Source organism: Marinibactrum halimedae (assembly GCF_021234875.1).
Taxonomy (GTDB): Bacteria; Pseudomonadota; Gammaproteobacteria; order Pseudomonadales; family Cellvibrionaceae; genus Marinibactrum; species Marinibactrum halimedae.
In genome coordinates, this window is record NZ_JAJQVM010000005.1 from 58,937 (window position 1) to 81,683 (window position 22,747).

General features: G+C 46.1%; 19 protein-coding genes. 17 read left to right on the forward strand and 2 right to left on the reverse strand.

The window, feature by feature from the left end; genetic code table 11:
- Positions 1–68 precede the first annotated feature (68 nt).
- Positions 69–1,658 carry a glutamate--cysteine ligase gene (gene gshA / locus LU351_RS04430; RefSeq protein ID WP_232592846.1) on the reverse strand — a complete coding sequence of 530 codons (1,590 nt, stop codon included), beginning with the start codon at positions 1,656–1,658 and terminating at the stop codon, positions 69–71.
- A gap of 51 nt (positions 1,659–1,709) precedes the next feature.
- Positions 1,710–2,195, reverse strand: a complete 486-nt coding sequence (locus LU351_RS04435) for a hypothetical protein (protein WP_232592847.1) — start codon at positions 2,193–2,195, stop codon at positions 1,710–1,712.
- A gap of 682 nt (positions 2,196–2,877) precedes the next feature.
- On the opposite strand from LU351_RS04435, the gene gspC reads away from it, so the two are divergent.
- From gspC to LU351_RS04520, 17 genes are all read left to right on the forward strand, one after another.
- Positions 2,878–3,885 (forward strand): type II secretion system protein GspC, encoded by a 1,008-nt coding sequence (gene gspC, locus LU351_RS04440; RefSeq protein ID WP_232592848.1) that lies wholly within the window; start codon positions 2,878–2,880, stop codon positions 3,883–3,885.
- Positions 3,886–3,902: 17 nt separating this feature from the next.
- The gene (gene gspD, locus LU351_RS04445) at positions 3,903–5,936 is read left to right on the forward strand and encodes a type II secretion system secretin GspD (RefSeq protein ID WP_232592849.1); all 2,034 of its coding nucleotides are present in this window, start codon (positions 3,903–3,905) and stop codon (positions 5,934–5,936) included.
- A gap of 34 nt (positions 5,937–5,970) precedes the next feature.
- Positions 5,971–7,494 (forward strand): type II secretion system ATPase GspE, encoded by a 1,524-nt coding sequence (gene gspE, locus LU351_RS04450; protein ID WP_232592850.1) that lies wholly within the window; start codon positions 5,971–5,973, stop codon positions 7,492–7,494.
- A gap of 2 nt (positions 7,495–7,496) precedes the next feature.
- Complete coding sequence (gene gspF / locus LU351_RS04455) at positions 7,497–8,750, forward strand: type II secretion system inner membrane protein GspF (RefSeq protein WP_232592851.1); 1,254 nt, start codon at positions 7,497–7,499, stop codon at positions 8,748–8,750.
- A 38-nt stretch (positions 8,751–8,788) separates the two neighbouring features.
- Positions 8,789–9,253, forward strand: a complete 465-nt coding sequence (gspG, locus tag LU351_RS04460) for a type II secretion system major pseudopilin GspG (protein ID WP_269783270.1) — start codon at positions 8,789–8,791, stop codon at positions 9,251–9,253.
- Between the two features lie 51 nt (positions 9,254–9,304).
- Positions 9,305–9,940, forward strand: a complete 636-nt coding sequence (locus LU351_RS04465) for a pilus assembly FimT family protein (protein ID WP_232592852.1) — start codon at positions 9,305–9,307, stop codon at positions 9,938–9,940.
- A gap of 67 nt (positions 9,941–10,007) precedes the next feature.
- Positions 10,008–10,424 (forward strand): type II secretion system minor pseudopilin GspI, encoded by a 417-nt coding sequence (gene gspI / locus LU351_RS04470; protein WP_232592853.1) that lies wholly within the window; start codon positions 10,008–10,010, stop codon positions 10,422–10,424.
- Between the two features lie 19 nt (positions 10,425–10,443).
- Positions 10,444–11,235 (forward strand): type II secretion system minor pseudopilin GspJ, encoded by a 792-nt coding sequence (gene gspJ, locus LU351_RS04475; RefSeq protein ID WP_232592854.1) that lies wholly within the window; start codon positions 10,444–10,446, stop codon positions 11,233–11,235.
- The gene (gene gspK / locus LU351_RS04480) at positions 11,177–12,301 is read left to right on the forward strand and encodes a type II secretion system minor pseudopilin GspK (protein ID WP_232592855.1); all 1,125 of its coding nucleotides are present in this window, start codon (positions 11,177–11,179) and stop codon (positions 12,299–12,301) included. Before gspJ ends, gspK begins: the two co-directional genes overlap by 59 nt.
- 21 nt (positions 12,302–12,322) lie before the next feature.
- Positions 12,323–13,531: a type II secretion system protein GspL gene (gene gspL, locus LU351_RS04485; RefSeq protein WP_232592856.1), complete on the forward strand. Its 1,209-nt coding sequence runs from the start codon at positions 12,323–12,325 to the stop codon at positions 13,529–13,531.
- A 4-nt stretch (positions 13,532–13,535) separates the two neighbouring features.
- Positions 13,536–14,021, forward strand: a complete 486-nt coding sequence (gspM, locus tag LU351_RS04490; RefSeq protein WP_232592857.1) for a type II secretion system protein GspM — start codon at positions 13,536–13,538, stop codon at positions 14,019–14,021.
- 60 nt (positions 14,022–14,081) lie between these two features.
- The gene (locus LU351_RS04495; protein ID WP_232592858.1) at positions 14,082–14,870 is read left to right on the forward strand and encodes a type II secretion system protein N; all 789 of its coding nucleotides are present in this window, start codon (positions 14,082–14,084) and stop codon (positions 14,868–14,870) included.
- A complete protein-coding gene (locus tag LU351_RS04500) occupies positions 14,836–16,062 on the forward strand; it encodes an FAD:protein FMN transferase (RefSeq protein ID WP_232592859.1) in 1,227 nt (408 codons plus the stop codon). The genes LU351_RS04495 and LU351_RS04500 overlap by 35 nt, the downstream gene beginning before the upstream one ends.
- 433 nt (positions 16,063–16,495) lie before the next feature.
- Positions 16,496–17,065 carry an AraC family transcriptional regulator gene (locus tag LU351_RS04505; protein ID WP_232592860.1) on the forward strand — a complete coding sequence of 190 codons (570 nt, stop codon included), beginning with the start codon at positions 16,496–16,498 and terminating at the stop codon, positions 17,063–17,065.
- Positions 17,053–19,131 carry a tetratricopeptide repeat protein gene (locus LU351_RS04510; RefSeq protein ID WP_232592861.1) on the forward strand — a complete coding sequence of 693 codons (2,079 nt, stop codon included), beginning with the start codon at positions 17,053–17,055 and terminating at the stop codon, positions 19,129–19,131. The genes LU351_RS04505 and LU351_RS04510 overlap by 13 nt, the downstream gene beginning before the upstream one ends.
- Positions 19,128–21,998: a tetratricopeptide repeat protein gene (locus LU351_RS04515; protein WP_232592862.1), complete on the forward strand. Its 2,871-nt coding sequence runs from the start codon at positions 19,128–19,130 to the stop codon at positions 21,996–21,998. The genes LU351_RS04510 and LU351_RS04515 overlap by 4 nt, the downstream gene beginning before the upstream one ends.
- Positions 21,985–22,716, forward strand: a complete 732-nt coding sequence (locus tag LU351_RS04520) for a tetratricopeptide repeat protein (protein ID WP_232592863.1) — start codon at positions 21,985–21,987, stop codon at positions 22,714–22,716. Before LU351_RS04515 ends, LU351_RS04520 begins: the two co-directional genes overlap by 14 nt.
- Positions 22,717–22,747 lie beyond the last annotated feature (31 nt).

Below are 22,747 nucleotides of genomic sequence, written 5' to 3' on the forward strand. Positions count from 1 at the left end.
TCGATAAAACGCTTAATCGGGCCCTTGGGTTTGAGACTTATTGGGGTTTGGGACTTAGCGTAAGGCTATCACCCTTTACAAAAATGATATTGGTCGTAGTAGCTCTTCAAATGTTCCTCAAAGGATTTGGTTTCATTGTTCTCGATCTCCAATTGATCTTGCAGTGACTGGTCTGCCATTTCTTTAAACTGTTGGGTTTGTTCAGGAGTGAGCGGATCTTTTGAAAGAGTGTCATGGTGTTGGCTAGCGTACTTCATCATGAGCTCGTAATACCCTATTTTTTGTTCTTTCATTTCAGCCAGGATACGTGCAGAAGGAGTGAGCTCAGGGTCCCTTAATTTCGTTTTTTCTTTTGATAAAGCGTGGGTGTGGCAGTTTGTTTCCAGGGCGTGATCAAGTAACTCGGCTACAGGTCCCATTTTTTCCATTAGTTCTTCCCCCCACTCTACCGTGCCTTTATCCCCATTTGAGGTGAGTAACGATAATTCGGGGTTGCGTCCCTCATAGACAATGCGTTTTTGATTTTCTTGAATGAAATGATATTCGTCAGCAGTGGATTGCGGGCTGTTCTCAAGCAAACAATAAAGCAAAAAAGTATCTAAGAAGCGAATTTGAGCGCTGGAAATACCCAGTGGTTCGAAGGGGTTTAAATCCAAACATCGTACTTCTATGTACTCCACACCACGGTAATGCAGAGCGGTTAAGGCCGTTTCACCAGAACGAGCGGTACGTTTGGGGCGAATGGGGCTGTAAAACTCATTTTCGATTTGTAATAGATTGCTATTTAATTGGTGCCTTAGGCCATCTTCACCAGTATGCCCCATCTTTGAATAATCTGGATATTCCGTGTTAATGGCGCTGCACAGGGTTTTTAAATAGTTTTCGATATGGTTGTAATCCACCACCAGACTTTTTTGCGCATTGCTTTGATAGCCCAAATCGCCCATACGCAGAGATGTGCCATAAGGAGCATACAGTGTGTTGCCTTCACCATCCCATTGTGTAAGTTGATGGGTTTGACCGTTAATAAAGGTTTTACACACCGCTGGAGACGCCCCAAATAGATACACCAGGAGCCAGTAATAACGACGAAAATTACGTATTAAATCGAAATATCGTTCGGTTTTATACCGCTGTAGGTCAAGCTTACTGCCGGACTTGGTGTGCAAGTAGGCCCAAAAAGGGCTAGGTAGGGAAAAGTTGTAATGAATACCGGCAATGGTTTGCATTTTTCTCCCATAGCGCTGACCAAGGCCGAGTCGATAAACGGTCTTCATTCGTCCTACATTTGAGGTGCCATATTGTGCTACGGGAATTTGTGAGTCATCCCCCAATACACACGGCATACTGCCCGGCCAAATCCTTTCGTTATTAAGCGACTGGTAGGTGAATTGGTGTACTTCTTTGAGTGATGCGAGGACTTTTTCTGCACGGTGTGAGGGTGGCGTAATGAACTCAAGCAGCGCTTCTGAAAAATCAGTGGTAATTTTGGGGTGAGTCAAGGCTGACCCTAGTGCTTTAGGGTGGGGGCTTAGTGCAAGTCCTCCTTGCAGGTCGATGCGTAATCCTTCTTTTTCTATTCCCCTCAGAATTCCATTCAGTAGTAATGAATTTTCGGGCTTCTTCAAGGCGGTAATGAGAGTTTCCAGCGCTGACAAGGGATATTCCTCACAATGAATCGAATATGGAATTTCGGTAAATAAGGGAAGTTAACACTCCTCGGTGATAGGGGGCAAAGGCTCGTTTGATGTGTCACTGTCGGGTGTTTCTGTTGATGTATGTGTCTTGCCTATTGTGTTTGAGTTGAGTGAGTCCTTTTCTTTTTTTGAGGGATTCGATAGGGATATCGTTCCATTTATCTGGGGGGCATGTTCACTATTTTCGACAATGTGAGAGGCTTTTTCCTCTTGGGTGAGACTTTCATCGGTTGTTGTTATTTTATTGGTGTCTGTATTGGTGTTGATGGGCGCTAACCAGTCATCTTTGATTATGGGAGCACCTTTAGAGCCAGTTTCACATTCTATGACACTAATGCGTTGATCATAATCTTTAGCGTTTGTCTCGAATAATTGATTTAGCGCTTCATCTTTATTGGCTGTGCGATATAGGGGCGTCGAATCCCGTCCGTCTGTCCATTCACCTTGTCGTGTTAGGAACAGCTTGTGCTGGTTTTGTAAAATATAAACGTTACTCATAAGAAGGTTATGTAATGATTTTATAGCCTCCGTACTATCAAAAAAGAAAAGCGATGCCTGTCGCAAATCAAATGCTTATACGAAGGGTAAATAGTGAATTTCTAGGGTATATCAGTCAGTTTCGGTTAACGCCGATAACTGCATAATGGTGATCCTGGCTCGAAAATCAATGTAATATTCAAGGCGAAACGCGTACCGTTCGTTTTTCTCGATGTGTATTCTTTGAACGGCTTTGCATAATCTCATGTCATTCAGTTTCTAATGGGTGTCAGATAGACGCATAGGGCGTTATGATAGCCCACGGATTTTATTTATTAGCCATCGACAGAGTTAAATCAAGGGTTTACCTATACTTCAGCAGGTAAAGCTTTAACTTGTAACGGCTTGGCGTACATAATAATCGGCTCAACCTGAACATGACCTGCTTTTATTGATGGTCTTAGTTCATGGTTTTTGGATGAAGTTGGTCTGAAAACAAAGAAATGGAATAAAAAATAGCAACATTAGTGTAAAACCTACTGGGAAACTTGTCATAGTCAGGGCAACATGGGCCTCTTCGATTGGAGTGATTCATGGATTGTCGCATTACACAGTGAATCTTTTTGCAATGATGTGGTCTCTGGCCTCGCTAGACATGACCATTAGCGTATTGGAAATTTAGTCTTATTTAAGAAGCGAGAGCATGATTCGACAGTTGGATTTTGGAGAGTTTGCAACAGTTTTGAAGCAGGGGGTCGAAAGGCCTGGCACTGTTGGGGCAATTCGGGATGGCCTTATCGTACTCCTATTGATATCGGCTTGCGTTAGCTTTGCCAAATTATTTTGGTTGATGTTTCCTCTTCCCTCTCTTCCCGATCCTGATCTTCGAACCCCTAAAAACTTGGTGGTTTCTGGTCAAACCCAAAGCACTACTTCTTCTAACGATATCAATATTCAATTACTGGCTTCGGCGAAAATTTTTGGTGAAGTGGCTTCAAACGATACGGCAGCAGCTCCGGAGCCGGTGAGTGTTGGTATTGAAGATGATGCAGTCGATACGAAGTTAAATTTAAAGCTAAAAGGTGTTGTCATGAGTGCGACACCAGAGCAATCACGAGCCATGATCGAGGATGGACGTGAAGAAGAGCTATACAAAGTTGGTGACAAGTTACCCGGTGGTTCTAACGTCACATTGAGTAAAGTCTTGACCGACCGCGTCATTCTAAGCAACGCCGGTAGAGCCGAGTCATTATGGTTGTTTGACCCAGACGGTTCTCTGGGGGGGAGCAGTGTGAGTTCAGGTCGAGGCAGTTCTGGCCGCAGTGCTAGCAGTTCGCGCCCTAGGTCAATACGCCCTGGTGTTAGCCAGCCCAATACAGCCAGTCGTCGCTCGTCTGGCCCAGGCCCTCAGGAAAGTCGGAAAATTTCCCGTCTACCCAAGTCCTTGGCGGAAGTCATTAAATTCAGTGTTCATCGTGAAAATGGTCAAATCATGGGTTACAAAATTCGCCCAGGCCGAGACCGAGATGCATTCCAAGAGTTGGGTTTGCAAACCAACGATATCGTTACAGAAATTAATGGCATTGCTTTGAATAGCTCAGGCAGTGTCACCCAGGTTTATCGTGAGATGCGAGAGGCCACAAGTGCCGATGTAACCCTGTTGCGCGGTGGACAATCGATGTCTTTGAGTGTGGAACTCGATACCAATTGAGATCAGTGAGGATTAGTGTGCGTGCGGTAATATTAGCAGTCTTCCTATTTTGTGCCTTAGGTGCAAAAGCCCAGGAAACTTTCACAGTCAGTTTCAACGATTCTGATATCGGGGAGCTGATTAAGTTGGTATCGGATGTAACGGGAAAAACAGTTGCCATTGACCCTCGTGTTAAGGGCAAGGTCACGGTAGTTTCCAAACAACCACTAACAACCGATGAACTTTACGATCTTTTCCTTTCTGTGCTTGACCTACATGGCTTTACGGCATTTGAAAGTAATGGTGTAGTTCGGGTGGTGCCGAATAAAGACGTCCGGTCATCCCCTATTCCTGTGGTCTCTAATACACCTAAAGCTGACCAGAGCGATGAATACGTAACCGAAGTGATTGTGTTGCGGAATATTTCAGCGGCTAAGGTTCTGCCGGTTTTACGCCCATTGGTGGCTCAGCACGCACACATGGCTGCCTATGACCCGAGTAACTCCATTGTTATTTCAGATACCTCTTCAAACATCGCCCGGATTAAAAAGGTTATTGATAAAATAGATGCCGCTGCAGTTGCTCAAACTGAAGTGGTGCAATTGGATTATGCCCCCGTTGAAGAAGCGGTAAAAATGATCGAGCAATTGCTCAAAGGTGACAAAAATACAGGCAGTATGAAGCTTGTTGCGGACGCTCGGACGAATTCTATTTTGGTCAGTGGTGACGAGATACAGCGCAATCGAGTTCGGGGTTTGGTTTCACGAATTGACCGGCCACAGGCTCAAACCGGCAATGTGCGCGTCATCTATTTAGAATATGCTGATGCAACTGAAGTGTCTCAAGTTCTGAATAAGTTGCTCCAGAACATGCAGAAAAAAGCCGATAAAGCCAAGCAGGGTACGGGCGCTTCCGTTGAGGCAGATGAAGATACCAATGCGTTATTGATTACTGCGGAAGGGGATATTTTAGATTCGTTATTGCAAGTAGTAGAGCGCTTGGATATTCGTCGTGCTCAGGTATTAGTTGAAGCCATCATCGCAGAAATTGAAGACGTTGATGGTACTGATCTAGGCGTACAATGGTTATTTGCAGACCAAGATGGTGGCTTCGGTGGCCTTTCTACAGGGGATGGTGCTCTGGGCGGCGCTGCGCGAGCTGCTTTCAGTGATGATGATGATGCAATTGAAGACCTTGCTGGTGTTGTGGCAGGTATCGCTGGTGCAACGTTAGGGGTGGGAGAATTCGATGGTGAAGAAGGTTTCATCGCTCTATTGAATATGTTGCAGAGAAAGACTAACTCCAACATTTTGTCTACACCAAGCTTATTGACCACAGATAACCACGAAGCGGTGATTGCGGTCGGGCAAGAAGTTCCTTTCGTGACGGGCAGCTTCACCAGTGCCGATGGTAACTCAACCAATCCTTTCCAGACCATCGAGCGTCAAAATGTGGGTATTTCCTTAACGGTTACCCCACACATAAATGAGGGCGATAAGATTCTTCTGGATATTGAGCAGGAAGTATCCAGCTTGACTGGTGAAACGAGCGCCTCTGATGTCATCACCAATGAGCGTTCAATTACGACACAGGTATTGGCAGCAGATGGCCAGGTGGTCGTATTGGGTGGCTTGATGCGTGACAACGTTCAAACGTTTGAATCCAAAATTCCAGTCCTGGGCAGCATTCCTGTATTAGGTCAATTATTCCGCTCAAACCGAGACTCGGTCACTAAGACGAACTTGTTAGTGTTCATCCGAGCTACGGTTATTCGAAACGATGAGACACTAACGGGAACTACGGCAGAGAAGTATCGTTATATCCGTGAGCAGCAGCTACAGCGTCGCGAGAAAGCGGGTTTGCTGATTGATGATGATTCGTTGCCTGTGATTCCCGAGTGGCCTGTTTCTCCACACCAAGATCTTTCGGGATACAACAAAACGTTGAACGAAATGCGCATTAAACGAGGAGAAGCTCCACTTATTTATGAGCCAACTCCAGCAAAACAGAGTGCAGAAGATCAGTCTACAAATCTGGAATCGGACGATGCAGATCAGTCCGACAGCCAATAGCCTCCATAGGCAACAAGGTAATTGAGGTGGGTTTATGTCGGAAAATGCTGAACAAGAGATTGTAGAGACGGAAGTAGAGGAGTTTGAGTCGCAACCGTTAACGGACAGCGACTTGCCTTTCTACTACGCGAGTCAACATGGTGTCATCTTCGAGGATGGTGTCCTATCGCACCGAAGCCCACTGCCGTTGCCATTGTTATTGGAAATACGTCGATTTTTAAATACTGACTTCGATGTAGAAAAAATTGAAGATTCGGTTTTCCAAAAACGCCTAAAAGATAAGTACCACGGTGCTAGCGGTTCTGCCCAACAAGCTGCAGATCAAATGGCTGATGAAGTAGGCTCGGATATTGATTTAGGGTCATTGGCTGACGAGCTGTCAGACGATCAAGAGTTGTTGTCTGGTAATGACGATGCGCCGGTCATCAAGTTGATCAATGCCATCCTCTCTCAGGCGGTACGTGAAAAAGCATCCGATATCCATATCGAGCCCTATGAGGATCGCGTAGCGGTGCGTTTTCGTGTGGACGGTGTCTTGAATGAAATGCTGTCTCCGAAAGCTGTACTTGCACCATTATTAGTTTCCCGATTGAAGGTGATGGCGAAACTGGATATTGCCGAAAAGCGTTTGCCACAGGATGGTCGTATTAGCGTAAAGTTAGCGGGTCATGGCCTAGATATCCGCCTCTCTACGATTCCCTCTGCCCATGGCGAGCGGGTGGTGTTGCGTCTTTTGGATACCACCGCTGGACAGCTCACATTGGATCAAATTGCGATGCCACCTCAAGTTCGCAATGGGTTTTCAGAGGCATTGCATAAGCCCCACGGTATTATTTTGGTGACTGGGCCAACGGGTTCAGGTAAAACCACCACACTTTACGCGGGCCTTAGCCATATCAACGAACGCAGCCGTAACATCTTAACCATCGAAGACCCGGTGGAATATGCTTTGCCTGGTATTGGCCAAACACAGGTGAACGCAAAAATTGATATGACGTTTGCTCGTGGACTGAGAGCCATTCTCCGCCAAGACCCGGATGTCGTCATGATTGGTGAGATTCGAGATCAGGAAACGGCTGCCATTGCAGTACAGGCGAGTTTGACGGGTCACTTGGTTATGTCCACCTTACATACCAATACTGCTATTGGCGCGGTCACGCGTTTGCAAGACATGGGCATAGAGCCTTTCCTCCTTTCCTCTAGTTTGACCGCAGTCATGTCCCAACGATTGGTTCGGACATTATGCAGTTGTAAACGCCCTGATAAGCCAACACCAGCCGAACAGCTTCATATGGGCATTGGTCCAGATGAGACGATTTACCGGCCTGTTGGCTGTGAAGCTTGTCATCATCAGGGCTATCGTGGACGAAGTGCGATTTATGAATGGATTGATATCACCCCTGAGATGCGTCAAATGATTCATGAGGATGTGGGTGAGCAAGAGATGACCGAATGCGCACGGAAGTATTCTGATTCGATTACTACTAATGGGTGTCGCCGTGTTTTAGCCGGCGAAACGAGTATTGAAGAAGTTATGCGCGTAACGACGGCGGTGTAATCGTGGGTGCTTACAGTTATACAGCGATTAACAGCTCTGGAAAAACCGTAAAAGGGATTATTGAGGGTGACAGTGAGCGCCAGGTTCGTTCACAGTTACGAGGCAAGCAACTGAAGCCCCTTACCGTATCCAGCGCGCGTGATGGTGGTAAACAAAAAGCCACCCAGTCTTCTAGTACCGAAGGTGGTTTATTCGGCTTAGGTGGGCTGAGTTTATTTGCACCGAAAGTCACTTCTAAAGAGCGTTCCTTGCTGACTCGCCAGTTGGCCTCTCTGATTAGCTCGGGTTTGCCTCTTGACGAGTCTTTAAATACGGCGGCTAAACAAGCCAATAAACCGGCGACACAATCGGTTTTATTCAGTATTCGTAGCCGAGTATTGGAAGGCCACTCTCTTGCACAGGCTTTTTCTGAACATCCAAAAAGCTTTGACAATATGTACCGTTCCATGATTCGGGCAGGTGAATCATCCGGTTATTTGGGCGAGATTTTAGAGCAGCTCGCAGAGTACATTGAGCGGAGCGAGCAGGCCCGTGGCAAGCTAAAAATGGCGATGATATACCCCATTGTTCTTCTTTGCGTCAGTATTGCGGTTGTGACAGTGCTGATGGTGTTTGTAGTACCGGATCTGGTGGGAATGTTCCAGCAGAACGAACGTGAGTTACCTGGTATCACGGTCTTCCTTATTGCTTTCAGTGACATTTTAACGAGTTACGGGCTCTTCATTTTGATGGGGCTAGCCGCTGCTGTTTCTGGTTTTCAATATTTACTCCGAAAGCCTTCCAGGTTGAGAGCTTGGCATCGGTTCTGTTTGCGTGTTCCCCTCATTAAAGATGTCATTTTATTGGCTGACAGTTCGCGTTTTGCCGGGACATTAAGTTTGTTGATACACAGTGGCGTGCCGTTATTGCAGGCGTTACGTATTTCAACGCAGGTGTTGGGGAATTCGGAACTGCAAAGTGCATGTTCTGATGTGACACGAACGGTTCAGGAAGGTGGCAGTCTAAATAAAGCGTTACGCCAAGTTGGCTGGTTCCCGCCTCTACTGGTTCAAATGGCTGCCAGTGGCGAAGCAAACGGTACGTTAGATCATCAATTAAAACACTGTGCGCAAAACCAAGAGCGTGAATTGGAAATGACTTTGGCAACTACATTGGGCATTTTTGAGCCTCTGATTGTTGTCTTCATGGGAGGCGCTATTGCCTTCATCATGCTCGCAATTCTGATGCCTATTTTTGATATGAATAAGATGGTTTAACCCTCTTGGCAATGTATTTCCTAAACGGACGAGTAACTATGAAATCAATGCAATCTACAAATGAAGTTAACGTAAAAACACAACAGAAAGGCTTCTCGTTAATCGAGATTATGGTGGTATTGGTCATTATTGGGCTATTGGTGGGTATTGTGGCACCTAATGTTCTTCAGAATGTTGATGAGGCCCAGAAACAAACGGTATTTGCTAACTTCAAAAGTATTGAAACCTCTTTAAAAATGTACCGCTTGGATAACTTTGTGTACCCGAGTACAGAGCAAGGTTTAGAAGCGCTAGTGACAAAGCCAGCACTTGATCCTGTTCCTGCTAAGTATCGCAAAGGTGGCTACTTGCCTGATTTACCCAAAGATCCCTGGGGCCGAGAGTACCTTTACCTAAGCCCAGGTGAAGGTCACGAATACGATATTTATACCTATGGTGCAGACGGTGTTCCAGGTGGTGAAGGCCAAAATGCTGATTACAACAACTGGGAAAAGCCACAATAAGTAGTCGCTGAGTAGTTTTTAATAAAATTGACGGCCAGGTTTAACAATCAAATGAAGTTAATGAAGGTGAATCATTCCTCTCAATGGGGCTTCTCGTTAATTGAAATTATGGTCGTCATGCTGGTGATTGGTTTGGGGGTTGGTGTTGCTACGGTAGGCTTAATGCAACCAGATCCAGCTTCCAGATTGAAAGATTATGGTGAGGATTTTTACTCACAATTAAGTTGGGCACGCGATGAAGCTCTGCTCACTGGCGAGCATATCGGAATGGTGCCGGAGCTGGTAGGAAATGAGCCGGGCGGTCGCAACGATGGTCAAGGAGTATGGCAATTGTTGTGGCATCGCTGGCGAGACGGCGAATGGATGCCCCTAGAGCTAGAACCATTGATCCCCCCAAGAGGAATGCTCGTCGAGTTAGAAATCGATGAACAGCCTGTGGATTTGTGGCGTTGGCTGGAATATGACAAACCCTTACCCGCTGCTGTGTTTTATGGTGGAGGAGAAGCCACCCCTGCTGTGTGGATTGTCCGCTTGGAAGAAGAGTTGGCTCGCGAAGTGGAAGAGTTTGAGGATCGCCAACTTCATATGGTAATGGATGAGTTAGGACGCATTATTTGGGTTGAGCGCTCAGATTTGGATCGATGGGGCGGAGACGAGAGCGATTTAGTTGAGCGATATCGCCGCTAATAAACGTTTCGTTTTTTGCTGAGACTATTGATATCTGCCGTATTTCGTTATCACGGAGTGTGAATTCTTGAAGAAGCAATCGGGTTTTACGTTGGTTGAAGTCATTGTTGCGATGGCGATTGTGGCGGTGGCGTTACCGGCATTGCTTACCGTTATGATGACTCAAGCTGATAACGCCGTATCCATTCGAGAAAGAACTCTGGCGGAGTGGGTCGCAATCAATTTGCTTGAAGAACACCGTTTGAATTACCAACTCAGCGGTAGGGTTCTTAACGGTCGAGATACCGGCGAGGCTGAATTAGCCGGCACAACTTGGTATTGGCACGCTGAAGGAAAGGTCACGGCGGTAGAGGCGATTCGGAACTTGAAAATCTCGGTGGGTACAGACGCTTCCACAGTGAAAGATGAGCCTATCACGACATTGTCTGGATATTTGTATGAAGATACCAATACCAGTGGTAATCGAGGCTCAAATAGGAATTAACGAGAGCTGGTGTGGTTAGGTGAAAAAAGCATCCGATATGATAGCGTGTAAAAGCAGTTATTCGTCAGGTTTTACCCTCGTCGAAGTAATGGTTGCACTCGCCATTGGAGTAATGGTGACGGTGCTTGCTTACCAAACGCTCTCCGTATCAATTACCAGCAGTGAGGCCACTGCCGATGCCCTGGCAGAAATTGACGATTTGGATCGCGCATGGCAGATGATAGACCGAGACTTACGTCATGCTATTAGCCGAGCTAGTTCGTTACATGGCGTTAGATCTGTCACTGGGTTCGGAACTGAAATTGATAATGCTTACAAGTTGAAATTTACGCGCTCCGGGCGCCCGAACCCTATGAATTTACCCCGAAGTGCGTTATTGCGTGTGGGGTATCGTTGGGAAGACGAGGTGCTTTATCGTGACGCATGGCCGGAAAGCCAAGAAGCGGATATTGATAATGCGTTGTCGATGAAACTCTTAGGGAATGTGACTGACTTTCAACTTCGCTTTCTACCTGAAACGGCTAGAAATGCAGAAGGTCCTTGGGTCGATCAATGGCCAGACGGAAATGCCCAGAATGACCAAGATGAAAAAATGCCTATTGCCGTTGAAGTGACAATGGAGGTGACAGGTTACGACAAAATTGTTCGCATGTTTTCAATCAGCTCAGGCGTTGTTGTCGCTAACAACAATAATACAGCTGGTGGAAACCCTAATGCCGGTGGTGGCCGCTCTGGAGTAGGAAACCGAACGGGTGGAGGTGCGCGCACCGGTAGTGGGCGAGGAGAAGGTGGTGGGCGTGTTGAAGAATAATCAACAACGTTTATTCGCAGGACATCAATCATCGGCCTCCAGTGCACAGGGCGGGTTTGCGCTAATTACGGCACTGGTGATTGTCAGTCTAGTTGTGGCCTTGTCTATCGGAATTGCTGCCAGCCATGATCGCAGCCTTTGGTTGTCAGAAAGTCGTTGGCACGGAAATCAAGCGCTTCAATATGTCTATGGCGCAGAACAAATGGCGATTTATGCTTTAAATGAAGATTACAAGGACGACGATGAAAACCAGGAAATGGTAGACCACAATGATGAAATTTGGGCTCAGCCAACACCATTTGAGCTGGATGAGGGATGGCTAGAGGGCAATTTAACTGACGCGCAATCGAAGTTAGATATTAATCGATTGGCGGAGAAGGTTCAGAATGCCAACAATATTTCCTATGGCGCAACTGATCCACGCCGTTTTACGGAAGCGCAACGACGATTTTTAAGATTGCTTCAAAGCTTTGAAGAGCAGTATCCGGTAGATCCTTCTCAAGCAGTTGAAATCACAGAAGCTATTGTGGATTGGATTGACCAAGATGACCAAGATTTTGGTTTTGGGGGGGCTGAGAGTTTGTATTATCAGCGTCAGGATCCAATTGTGACGCCTCCAAATGGCCCAATGGCAAGTGTAACCGAGTTACTTCTTGTTCGGCACATGACACCCGAATTATATGAGTTGATTAGGCCTTTTTTGGTTGCCTTGCCCGGTCAATCTAAAGGGTTGAATGTCAATACGGCAGACGAGCATTTACTCCGTGTGTTAAATGTGGATACAGACTTACAGCCATTATCTGCTGTAGACGCAGAAAGCTTAGTGGTGGAGCGTGGGGCCACAGGTTTCCTGGATATGACGGAGTTCATGGAATCGTCGATGGCAATGAACTTATCGTCTTCTGGGAGGGGGCAATTTAGCCAAGAAGGCATTGTGTTTAATAGTGAATATTTTTTACTACGAAGTCGAATACAAGTAGGACGACAACGACGGACTATGAACTCTCTCCTGTACCGAGAAAATGGTCAGGCTAAAATAGTGAGACGTAGCGAATTTGAACTTTAAGCCGTATGGCATTTGATTGATATGAACAGACTGGTAGTAATACACGACGGGCAACAGTTGTTGTGGCGTTTAGCGCAAGATGGCAATTGGATGGGGCCGGAAGTCACCGGTGATATCCAAGAGCTTAAGCAGGCACAGCTACAAAGTAATGCGGAAATATGGCTGGCGCTATCGACGGATCAGTTGGTCATGTCTCGAACGGATTTTAATCCGGCTGAAAAAAAACATATTGGTAAACTACTGCCTTATGAGCTTGAAGATCAGATTCTTGGTGACGTTGAAGATTTCCATTTTGCCATTGGAAAAATGGATGAGAGCAAGCTCAATTTTGCTTATGTACCGAAGCGCTGGATAACCAATATTATTGATCAATTCAATGATGCGCAGATTGAAGTCGTTGTATGTTTACCTGAGCCATTGCTCATACCTTGGGAAGAGCACCAATGGACATTACGTTGGCTAGGCGGAGACTCCGTCGTTGAAGTTCGTTATGCCTATGATTTGTGCTTTCGTATTCATATTGGGTTGTTGTCTTCAACGTTGAATGCGTTGTTGGACGATGAGGAATTTTCAAAGCCCAATCAAATCAAGCTATTTGCTCAGACGTTTGAAGATTTGCAAACCTTGCAAGATGCATTGCCTGACGCTTTACAAGATATTGCCACCAGTCAGCAATGGGATCGGTGGCTGAGCCAGTCCTTAGACAAGCTAGCCCCTCTGAATTTACGTCAACAAACCCTGGCGCGAGCATTGCCCGTACAGCGCTGGTGGTTACAATGGAAGCCCGCTGTTATTGCTGCAGGTGTTGCTGCTGTTACCTACTTTGGTGTGAATTGGGTTGAATTGCTGCAGTTAAAGTATCAACACGAGAGGCACTTAGCGGCGGCTGAAGAAGCGTACCGTAGCGTTATGCCGAAAGGGGCGATGGTGGATCCGGTTAGGCAATTAACAACGCAGCTGGAAAAATATCGTTCAACCGATGACAGTGGCGGGCCCAGTGCCATTCATATGCTCTCTAAAATCACTCCTGTTCTTTCCTCTTCAGAAGGTCTGTTGATTAAAAATTTGTATTTTAACGATGGTGATATGCGATTAAACGTAGAGTCGCCTTCTTTCCAAAATATTGAAAAGCTCAGAAGCGATATTGAAGTGCAAAGTATGAGTGCTGAATTAATTAACACCAGTAATAATTCAACTGGAGTTCAGGCTAGGTTGAGAATTCGAGGATAGGGTAATGATGGAGTCGATAAACCAGCAGTGGCAAGCCCTTTCTCGCCGTGATCAAACCGCATTATTAGTGTGCTCAGTGGCGCTGATTTTGGCCGTTATTTGGTGGATGATATTACAACCAATGTCAAAAGCGGTTGATCAACAAGCCATCAGTACTCGAGCCAGTGCTGATAACTTAGCCAGAGTGAGAGAGATGGCGCTTGAGTTAAAGCAGTATCAAGCCAGTGGCTCTAGTCAAAGTTCGGGTAGTAATGCGCCGTTAAGTGAATTAATTGATCGTAGCTTGCAAACTCGAGGCTTAAAGATGAGTAGCTTTCAGCCTGTTAAAGATGGCGAGGTACGTTTACGCATTGATGATGCTGAGTACACTAAATTTGTGCAATGGCTTTACGATATGGAGCAGCAGCAAAAGCTCACGGCTCGTGAACTCACTGTGACACCAACACGAGCCAGCGGTAAAGTGTCTGTCAGTATACGGCTTGCTCGCTAAAAGGCCTTTCGTTTTTAAAGGAAAGAATGTAGATGCAAACAGTTGGAGAAATACTTCTCAATGGAAGCTAGTATTTTAAGAAACCGATGGTTGTGGTTTGCCATTGTTGTTTTATTTTTGGTGCTGGTGATTAATCGGATTCCTGCCCAGTGGGGGGCTTTTGGTTTTACACGTGCAGTGCCTGGCCTTTCTTTATCAGAAGTCAACGGCAGCCTCTGGAATGGTAAAGCGGGTAGTGCTCAGCTCGTGGTGCAGGGCGATGTGTACAGCCTTGGGCAATTAGAGTGGAAACTCAGCCCCTTCAGTTTGTTGACCTTTAATCCTTGTGCTCATGTTAGCCTTGGTTTTCAAAATCAAAGCACCAGTGGGCAAATCTGTGCGGGTAAAAATTCCCTTGAGTTAACGGATTTTGAATTGAGCTTACCAGCGGCGTTAGCGGAGCTTTGGTTTCCTATGAACTTGGATGGTGATTTTTCACTAATGATCAGTAAGGGGAAATTGGAAGGCCGCCAGGTGAAAACATTGGATGGGAACTTATCTTGGCGAGGAGCCCGCTATCATGATGGTCAGCGCTGGATTGATGCTGGCAGCTTTGGAGCCACATTGGTTGATGACTCCCAAGGTGGTATTAATGCAAAAGTGACAGATTTAGGTGGCCCATTGCTCGCGAAACTGGATGCCAATTACAATCCCATATTGCGGCCAAATGATATGGTGGGTTTACTGGTTAAAGGCGAGGTTGGTGCTCGGGAAAGTGCTCACCCTGAGCTGAAACGGGTTGTACCCATGTTTGCTCAAGTCGTAGGGGAGCCGAGTGAAAACGGTTATCTCATTGAGTGGCAACAATGACTTTTTCCTGAGTGCCCTTGCCACCTGCGAGTTGTTGCTTAGGTGGCGTCGCAACTCGCTCACCAGTAGCTTAATTTTGACGGTAATCTTCTGGTTGGTGGTGGTATTACCAGTTTCAGCGAATCACTCTCAGCAGACGCCAAAGCTTCCTATACCATTTGAACAACACGTCCTATCTTATACCTCCCTTTCAACTCAAAAAACGCTTCATCAAACGTCTGGCTCGAAAGTTGCCAAGCCCATTAATTTTCGTTGGTATGTTGATGAGTGGCCCATAATGGGTACGGAAGTGTCTGCTCGTATTCATCATGATCAAGCCGAAGAGGCGCGCTTACTTTTGAAGCACGTTAGGGAGGAGATGCAACGAATTGATAACACTTATAGCCCATATAAGCCTAATAGTGAATTATCTCGGGTTAATCGCCTCGCCTCTCAAGCACCACAAAAAGTATCCGATGAATTTTATGCATTGATTAAAAAGGCCCTATGGGTATATGAACGGAGTGCAGGTGCATTCGATATTACTTATGCGTCAGTAGGTCATTTGTATAATTATCGAAAAGCGGAAGCTCCTACAGACGATGAGATTAAGGCGTTAAAGCCTGCGATTGGGAGTGTGGGGATTACGTTAAATGATCGTCATCAAAGTGTTTATTTTTCCGATGAGCGTATCAAAATTGACTTGGGTGGGTTGGCCAAAGGGTACGCCGTTGATAGCGCGATAACCTTATTGGCGAAATCAGGTATAAAACATGCCAGTGTCAGTGCTGGAGGAGATACCCGCCTTTTAGGAGATTATGTTGGGCGGCCTTGGATGGTGGGCATAAAAAACCCGCGACTTGTTGGCGCCAGCTCTAATAATTGGGAAGAACAACAAGTCATGAAAATCCCAATGATAAACGAAGCCATTTCGACTTCAGGAGACTACGAGCGCTTTTTTATTGATGACGATACTCGTGAACGTGTGCATCACATTATTGACCCTGGCACGGGAAAATCGACCAATGAAATGATGAGCGTAAGCGTTATTGGCCCGGAGGGTTTCAATACAGATCCTTTGTCAACCGCCCTATTTGTACTTGGGTTTGAAAAGGGTCTTGAGCTCATTGAGAAAATTCCAGGCTATGAAGCCATATTTATCAGACGAGATGGCCAAGTAAAATATTCGTCAGGCTTGGTCAATCCAGAATAAATAATTTCTTGTTTTTATTATAAAAATCGGACCCTTATAATAAAAGTATCGTTTATGTATCGATGGCGTCATCAACTTCTACAATATTGTGAGGTTTTGTGCTCTTTGACGCATTTCATTGGTTGCCTCATCAGTACACTTTGATTCAGCTGTATACAATGTGACACAGTTTTACAAAAACAGTGTGAACTTGTCCAAATCTAAGCCATGGTTACACTAGGGTATTGTCGTCGGATTTTGTATTTTTTTGAGCTTGGGTGAGTTTGTCATTAAAACCCATCAATCACTCAGTAGGATTTGTTATTTGGCCGAGCCGTTTTCATACTCAGCCCTAAGTCTGAACAACAAGCAGTAACGTTCAGCATTAGTAATAAGGTTTACTTTCTTAAATGATTTCATTTAAGCCTCTTTGTATTTGGGAGACTTCATTTTCATGTCAGGTAGGAAAAATCACGTTTGGTCTTTTATCGCGGCTTGGTCATCTATATTGTCGCTCTCATTGTTGTTCTCAAGTGGCACATTATCTCAAGGCGTTGAGGAAGTGGATGCGGGGGAAACACAAGCTGGTCAGACTATTGAAGATCTCAAAAAAGAAGTGTTAAAACTTAACCGAGATCTTTTAATTCTAGAAGAAGAACTTTTGTATCCGGCAAGTTCACAATTGGCGCTCTATTTATCGATGGATGTAGGGGAATACTTTGAATTGAATTCAGTCAAAGTCCACTTAGACGACAAATTAGTGGCCAGTGAATTGTATACCCCTCATCAAACTGATGCGTTATATCGTGGTGGCGTGCAGCAATTGTATCTTGGTAATTTAAAAACGGGGGATCACACCCTTAGCGCATTCTTTGTGGGGATAGGGCCAGAGGGGCGTGAATACAAGCGTGCGGCTTCTGTAACGATTAACAAAGAAACCACCGGGAAGGTGTACGAGTTGCGAATAATAGACTCGGGAGCAAAACTCCAACCTCTTTTTGACATCAAGGAATGGCAGTTGTAATGGTTTTACGCTGGACGAGTGTGGCCCTCTTCGCGGCAAGTATTGCGTCTTCTTCTTTAGCAAAAGAGCAACCTTTGACTTCTGTGGCGGATCTACGCTACGGGGTGGCGTTGTATCATTATTTTCAGGATGATTACTTTTCGTCATTGAGTGAATTGATGGTGGCGGAAGAAGAAGGTGGAATACACGGTCATGGCGATAACCCTGAGTTAATTGAAGGGGGTATCAGTCTTGCGTTTGGAATGTATGATCAGGCTGAGGCAACCTTTACCCGCTTATTAACCGAAGACAGGTCAGAAGCGGTGCGCAATACAGCGTGGTTTTATTTGGCAAAGCTGGCTTATCTACGAGGAGAGTGGGCAAAAGCTAAAGCATCGCTTGATCGCTTAATGGTTGAGTCATTGTCATCGGAAATGGCGGCTGAGCAACAGGTTATGCGAATTAACATTGACCTGCGTGCCGGGAGTGTTCAAAACGCGATTTCTGCATTGGAAGAATCTGAAAACTTGGGTATTTGGGAAAATTACGCACAGTTTAATATTGCTTCATCGTTAAGTAGAGAAAACCAACACACCGTCGCGGTTCCTTACTATCAGGCAATTTACCAAGAGCCATTGCTTGAAGACGCACAAGTACCGGATGAGCAATTGGCTTTAAGAGATAAAGCGCATACTGCCGCTGGTTATAGTTTTCTTGCCAGTGAAAATTGGCAAGAAGCGCTGAATGAGTTCCGACAAGTAAGATTGGACACTACCTTCTCGACAAAGGCGTTATTGGGTTATGGGTGGGCTGCCTTTTCACAAGAAAACTACAGTGAGGCCATTACGCCCTGGCAGGAATTGTTAAGGCGTGATCATCAGCTGTCGGAAGTACAGGAAGCGATGATTGCACTGCCCTATGCGTATGAAAAAATGGGGGCACCAGGGGATGCACTTCAACAGTACCTCAATGCAGAGACTGCGTTTGAGAAAGAGCTGGATCGAATTACCAGTGCGGTGCAAGTTCTAGGCAATGCTAACCTTCTGCCGCTATTGAAGATTGATATCGACAAAAACAGTTCTTGGCTAAACGAAGAAGAAGTGCTTCGTGCTCCGATTATTAACTATCTTCAAGTTCTCGTCTCCCAGAATCAATTTAATAACGACTTACAAGAACTCAGAGATTTGTATGCTCTTCGTCAACAGCTCGCTCTTTGGCAAGACAAATTAGACCATTATGACCATTTGATCGCTGCCAAATCCGTTGCCAGAAAAACGCAGGTGCAAAAGATTCAAGACCAGGCGTTTGTGGAAAAGATTTCACAGTTAGAAGCCGAGCGTGATGCAGTCAGTGCCGAGATTGAGCGAATAAAGTCAGAGAAAGATTACCTGGCTTTGGCGCTTAATGATCGCCAAGAGTTAGTGGACAGAGTAAAGCAGACGACAGCAGCTATTGAGAAGCTCGGTAGCAAAGTGAATACAGAAAATGTTGCCAAGCAAAAATTGCTTGCAGGAATTCTTTTTTGGGAAAGTAGCGAAAAATACCATACGTTGCTCTGGGATCTTGAGCAGCGTCAAGCTCAACTGATACAAGATCTCAACGCGCTTTCTGGAAATTACGAGCATTTGCAGGCGGTGATACGTAATGCGCCAGATGTGGTACCTCAGCGGGCGAAAATTGCGGCCCACCTTGCCAAACTCCAGGCACAGGTTCAAACATTGGATGCCGGTATTGCCAGCGCCGAGCAAAACCTTAAGGAAAAAATGTTTGCTCAATTGGAATTTCAACGAAAACGCGTGAATTATTACCAAGGCGAAACGCGTTTGGCTATTGCGAGGTTGTATGACACGACCACGCAAATGGAGCCAGACCCGATCAGTAATGAAGCGACAATCAAGCCAGTCCAATCCGGGAACGGTACTCGACCGCTTGGCGGGAGTGCTCGAATTGGTGGCGAATCCCCGGCGATTGAATCTTCCCAAAACTCAACGAGTTCACCACAATCCAATTCTGTAGCAGAGCCTGATGCTACGGAAATAACAGATGACCTCGTTGGAGATGATGATATTGGGGAGGATGAACTGTGAAGCGTTTACGCTCCCCCATCGCTTTAGTGGCAACAATATCGCTTTTGATTGGTTGCAGTTCTGTTGACACTCTTGATTCTGGGCCGACGCTTAGCGATCTGCAACCCGCCGTTTTACCCGATACGAATCACCCAGTACCAGAAATTTCTTTGGACGATATTGAGCAACACTATCGCAAAGCACTGTCTACCGCTGAAAACCCTGAAACTCGACGGAAAATTTTAATTCGGCTTGCGGGTTTGGACATGGCTCGTAGCGAGCAAAACCTGGTGGATGCAAACCAGCCTGGGCAGTTCTTTGATACGACGATCTCGATGTATCAAGAGTTGATTGATTTACAGCAGCAACAACCCGAAGGGGTCGATACCAGTATCGATGAGCTGATGTATCAATTGTCAAAAGCGTATGCGTTGGATGGTCGTACAGAAGAATCGGATGCCACACTAGAGCAATTGGCCCGAGAATACCCAACATCGCCATTTTTGGCTGAGTCCGATTTCCGTCGTGCTGAGCGGGACTTTGCACGACAAGATTATCGCAGTGCCAGTGCCGGTTATGCCAGTGTCGTCATGGCTGGCCCCGAGTCAGCATTCTATGAGAACGCGCTTTATATGTTGGGGTGGAGTTTATTTAAGCGCGGTATTTATGAAGATGCCATCGATTCCTTTACTGGATTATTGGATATTTATCTCACCGATGGCTCAGAGTTAGAAGACCTCACCGGGACACCCCGAAATTTAACGGAAGATACTTTAAGAGTCATCAGCCTTTGTTTCAGTTATCTTGATGGCCCGCTCACCATCGCATCGACCTATGATCGACTGGGTGCGCGTGACTATGAGCATATGCTCTATAGCAATCTAGCGGGGTTGTATCTAGAGAAGCAGCGTTTTAACGACAGCGCAGATGCCTATGAAATGTTTATTCAACGTTATCCACTAAGCGATAAAGCCCCTCAATTTAGTGCTGCAAAAATCGATGTGTATGAAAAGGGCGGTTTTCCAGATTTGCAAATTGCCGAACGGGCAAACTTTGTTCGCCGGTATGGCGTGAATAGTGAATATTGGGCATTAAAAGACGATGAGGCTCGTGAAGTACTCAAGAAAACGCTCCACCCTTTTATCATCGACTTGGCTAAGTATCGGCACACTCGTGCTCAAAGATGGGAAGTTCAACTGGCCAAGCAGCCTGCTGGCGTTCCTCTAAAACTGGATAGCGATATTATTGACGGCCCTGCTGTCATCAATGAGTTTGCTTTAGCGGCTCGTTGGTATCGAGAGTTTGTCGAAACTTTCCCTGCCGATAAAAATACGGGAGAAATGACGTACTTATTGGCCGAATCCCTCTACTCTGCAGGTCAAGTAGAGGCGGCTTATGCGGAGTACCGTAATGTCGCTTACAAGCATAAAGATGAACGTTATGGCTCTGAAGCGGCCTATTCTGCGGTGGTACTGGCAAGAGAGTTACGTGATAGCAGTAACGCTCCTGAGCAACAAACCTATTGGAATACTCAGTTAATCGACAGTGGGTTGCGATTTGCTGAGTTTTATAAAGGTGATCAGAGAGCGGTGGTGGTACTGGCGGATTCTGCACAGTTATTGTTGAACGCCAATCAGCCACAACGGGCGATCGACGCCGCGTTGGAAGTCACATTGTGGCAGCCTGCGCCAGAAAAAGAGGTATTGAAAACCGCTTGGTTGGTGGCGGCACAGGCGCAGTTTGACACGGACCAATATGGCCAAGCGGAATTTGCCTATTCACAAGTGTTGGCGTTATTACCGAAAAACGACCCACAGCGAGAAGCCATTCGTCAGCGCTTGGCGGCCAGCGTGTATCAGCAAGCGGAGATGCTATTGGCTACAGGCGACCGCCAAGGTGCAGTGGATCAGTTATTGCGGGTTCGATCGATGTTGCCTAACTCCGATATCGCGACCACTGCGCATTTTGATGCCGCTAATTACCTCATGGAGATGGAAGACTGGGGAAGAGCAGAGCAGGAGCTTCTATCGTTTCGCCAGCAACACCCTAATCATGAGTTGACGTCTTCTATTGGTGCCAAGTTGGTTGTGGTTTATCAAGCCCAGCAGAGCTGGAGTGCAGCAGCGAAAGAGTTGAAGCGTGTCATTGCCAATGACAGTGACCCCGAAGCAAAGCGTCAATCGCAATTGCTGATGGCTGAATTTTACGAAAAAGCCGGGGATATGGAAAACGCGATTGATAGCTATCGTTCTTATGCCCATGGCTATCCAGAGCCGTTTGACGAAAATATTGAAGCACAACAAAAAATGACTGAGTTGTATGCGCAAACCCAGCAAGTGGATAAGCGCAATTTCTGGTTACGAAAAATCATTGCCACCCACGATGCCGCTGGAGCGCAAGCGAGTGATCGAAGTTTGTACTTGGCCGCTACGTCAGCGGGTGATTTAGCAGAGCAGCAATATCAAGTATTTGAATCAATCCCGCTTAGGTTACCGCTCAAAACCAGCTTGAAGAAAAAGAAATCGGCGTTAGAAAAAACCTTAAAGGCATATGAAAAAGCGTTGGACTACGACATTCAAGACGTGTCCACTAAAGCCACGCATCGAATTGGAGAGGTGTACGCTCAACTCAGTCGAGACTTAATGGATTCGGAGCGACCTAAAGGCCTTAGTGATCTTGAGCTGGAGCAGTATGAAATCTTACTGGAAGAACAGGCCTATCCATTTGAGGATCAAGCGATTGAAATTCTTGCCAAAAACTCCGAGAGAAGTTGGCAAGGGGTTTACGATGAGTGGGTGAAAGAAAGCTTTGACTCTCTTGCAAGGTTATTACCAGGGCGTTACAACAAACCTGAATCCAGTCTGGAGTTTTCTAATGAAGTTTATTAGTCCTTTTGCCACGTGCTTGGTGGCATTGCTCCTGATTGGTTTGGTTGGGTGCGCTCAATTACCCAACGTCGGAGGAGAGCCGAGTGATACCAAAGAGGTTGAAGAAGGCGACTCTAAAGAAGCTGATGTGCTTGGTGATTCCGATGGCACCGACGAAGGTCTTGCGCCTGTTCGTCAAGTTAGCCCCAACCCTTATTTAGCCAACCCGAAACCTATTGCGACAGACATACAAAGAGCGTTTGATGAAGCCATTGTTGCTCAGCAGTCTGAGGATTGGGCAGTCGCAGAGTCTTTGTGGCGTCAAATCTCCACCCAAGCGCCAGAGTTGTCTGGGCCGCATCTCAATCTTGGTATTGTTCTGCAGGCAACAGATAGGCCAGCTGCCGCTGAAAGTGCTTATCTTGAAGCCATTAATGTGAATCAACAGAATGTGTTTGCTTACAATCAGTTGGGGGTCCTTAAGCGGAAATTGGGTGAATTTACTGAGGCAGAAACCTTCTACCTAAAGGCGCTCGATGTGTGGCCCGATTATGCACAAGCTCATAAAAACCTTGGCATTCTCTATGATTTATATATGGGTCGCTTAGCGGATGCGCTCAAACATTATCGTGCCTATCAATCACTCACACAGGAGGAGGATAGAGCGGTAAAAGGTTGGGTGGCCGACCTCGAACGCCGTGTTCAGTCGATGAGTGGTTCCGATGCGGGCGCGTCATAACCCGAGAATGATTGGTATGTTGTGGATAATC

Excerpts from the sequence above, each read along its gene's own strand:
- LU351_RS04435 (WP_232592847.1), bottom strand. The coding sequence starts at position 2,195 with ATGAGTAACGTTTATATTTTACAAAACCAGCACAAGCTGTTCCTAACA.
- gspC (WP_232592848.1), top strand. The coding sequence starts at position 2,878 with ATGATTCGACAGTTGGATTTTGGAGAGTTTGCAACAGTTTTGAAGCAG.
- gspE (WP_232592850.1), top strand. The coding sequence starts at position 5,971 with ATGTCGGAAAATGCTGAACAAGAGATTGTAGAGACGGAAGTAGAGGAG.
- gspG (WP_269783270.1), top strand. The coding sequence starts at position 8,789 with ATGAAATCAATGCAATCTACAAATGAAGTTAACGTAAAAACACAACAG.
- LU351_RS04465 (WP_232592852.1), top strand. The coding sequence starts at position 9,305 with ATGAAGTTAATGAAGGTGAATCATTCCTCTCAATGGGGCTTCTCGTTA.
- gspL (WP_232592856.1), top strand. The coding sequence starts at position 12,323 with ATGAACAGACTGGTAGTAATACACGACGGGCAACAGTTGTTGTGGCGT.
- gspM (WP_232592857.1), top strand. The coding sequence starts at position 13,536 with ATGATGGAGTCGATAAACCAGCAGTGGCAAGCCCTTTCTCGCCGTGAT.
- LU351_RS04495 (WP_232592858.1), top strand. The coding sequence starts at position 14,082 with ATGGAAGCTAGTATTTTAAGAAACCGATGGTTGTGGTTTGCCATTGTT.
- LU351_RS04505 (WP_232592860.1), top strand. The coding sequence starts at position 16,496 with ATGTCAGGTAGGAAAAATCACGTTTGGTCTTTTATCGCGGCTTGGTCA.
- LU351_RS04510 (WP_232592861.1), top strand. The coding sequence starts at position 17,053 with ATGGCAGTTGTAATGGTTTTACGCTGGACGAGTGTGGCCCTCTTCGCG.
- LU351_RS04520 (WP_232592863.1), top strand. The coding sequence starts at position 21,985 with ATGAAGTTTATTAGTCCTTTTGCCACGTGCTTGGTGGCATTGCTCCTG.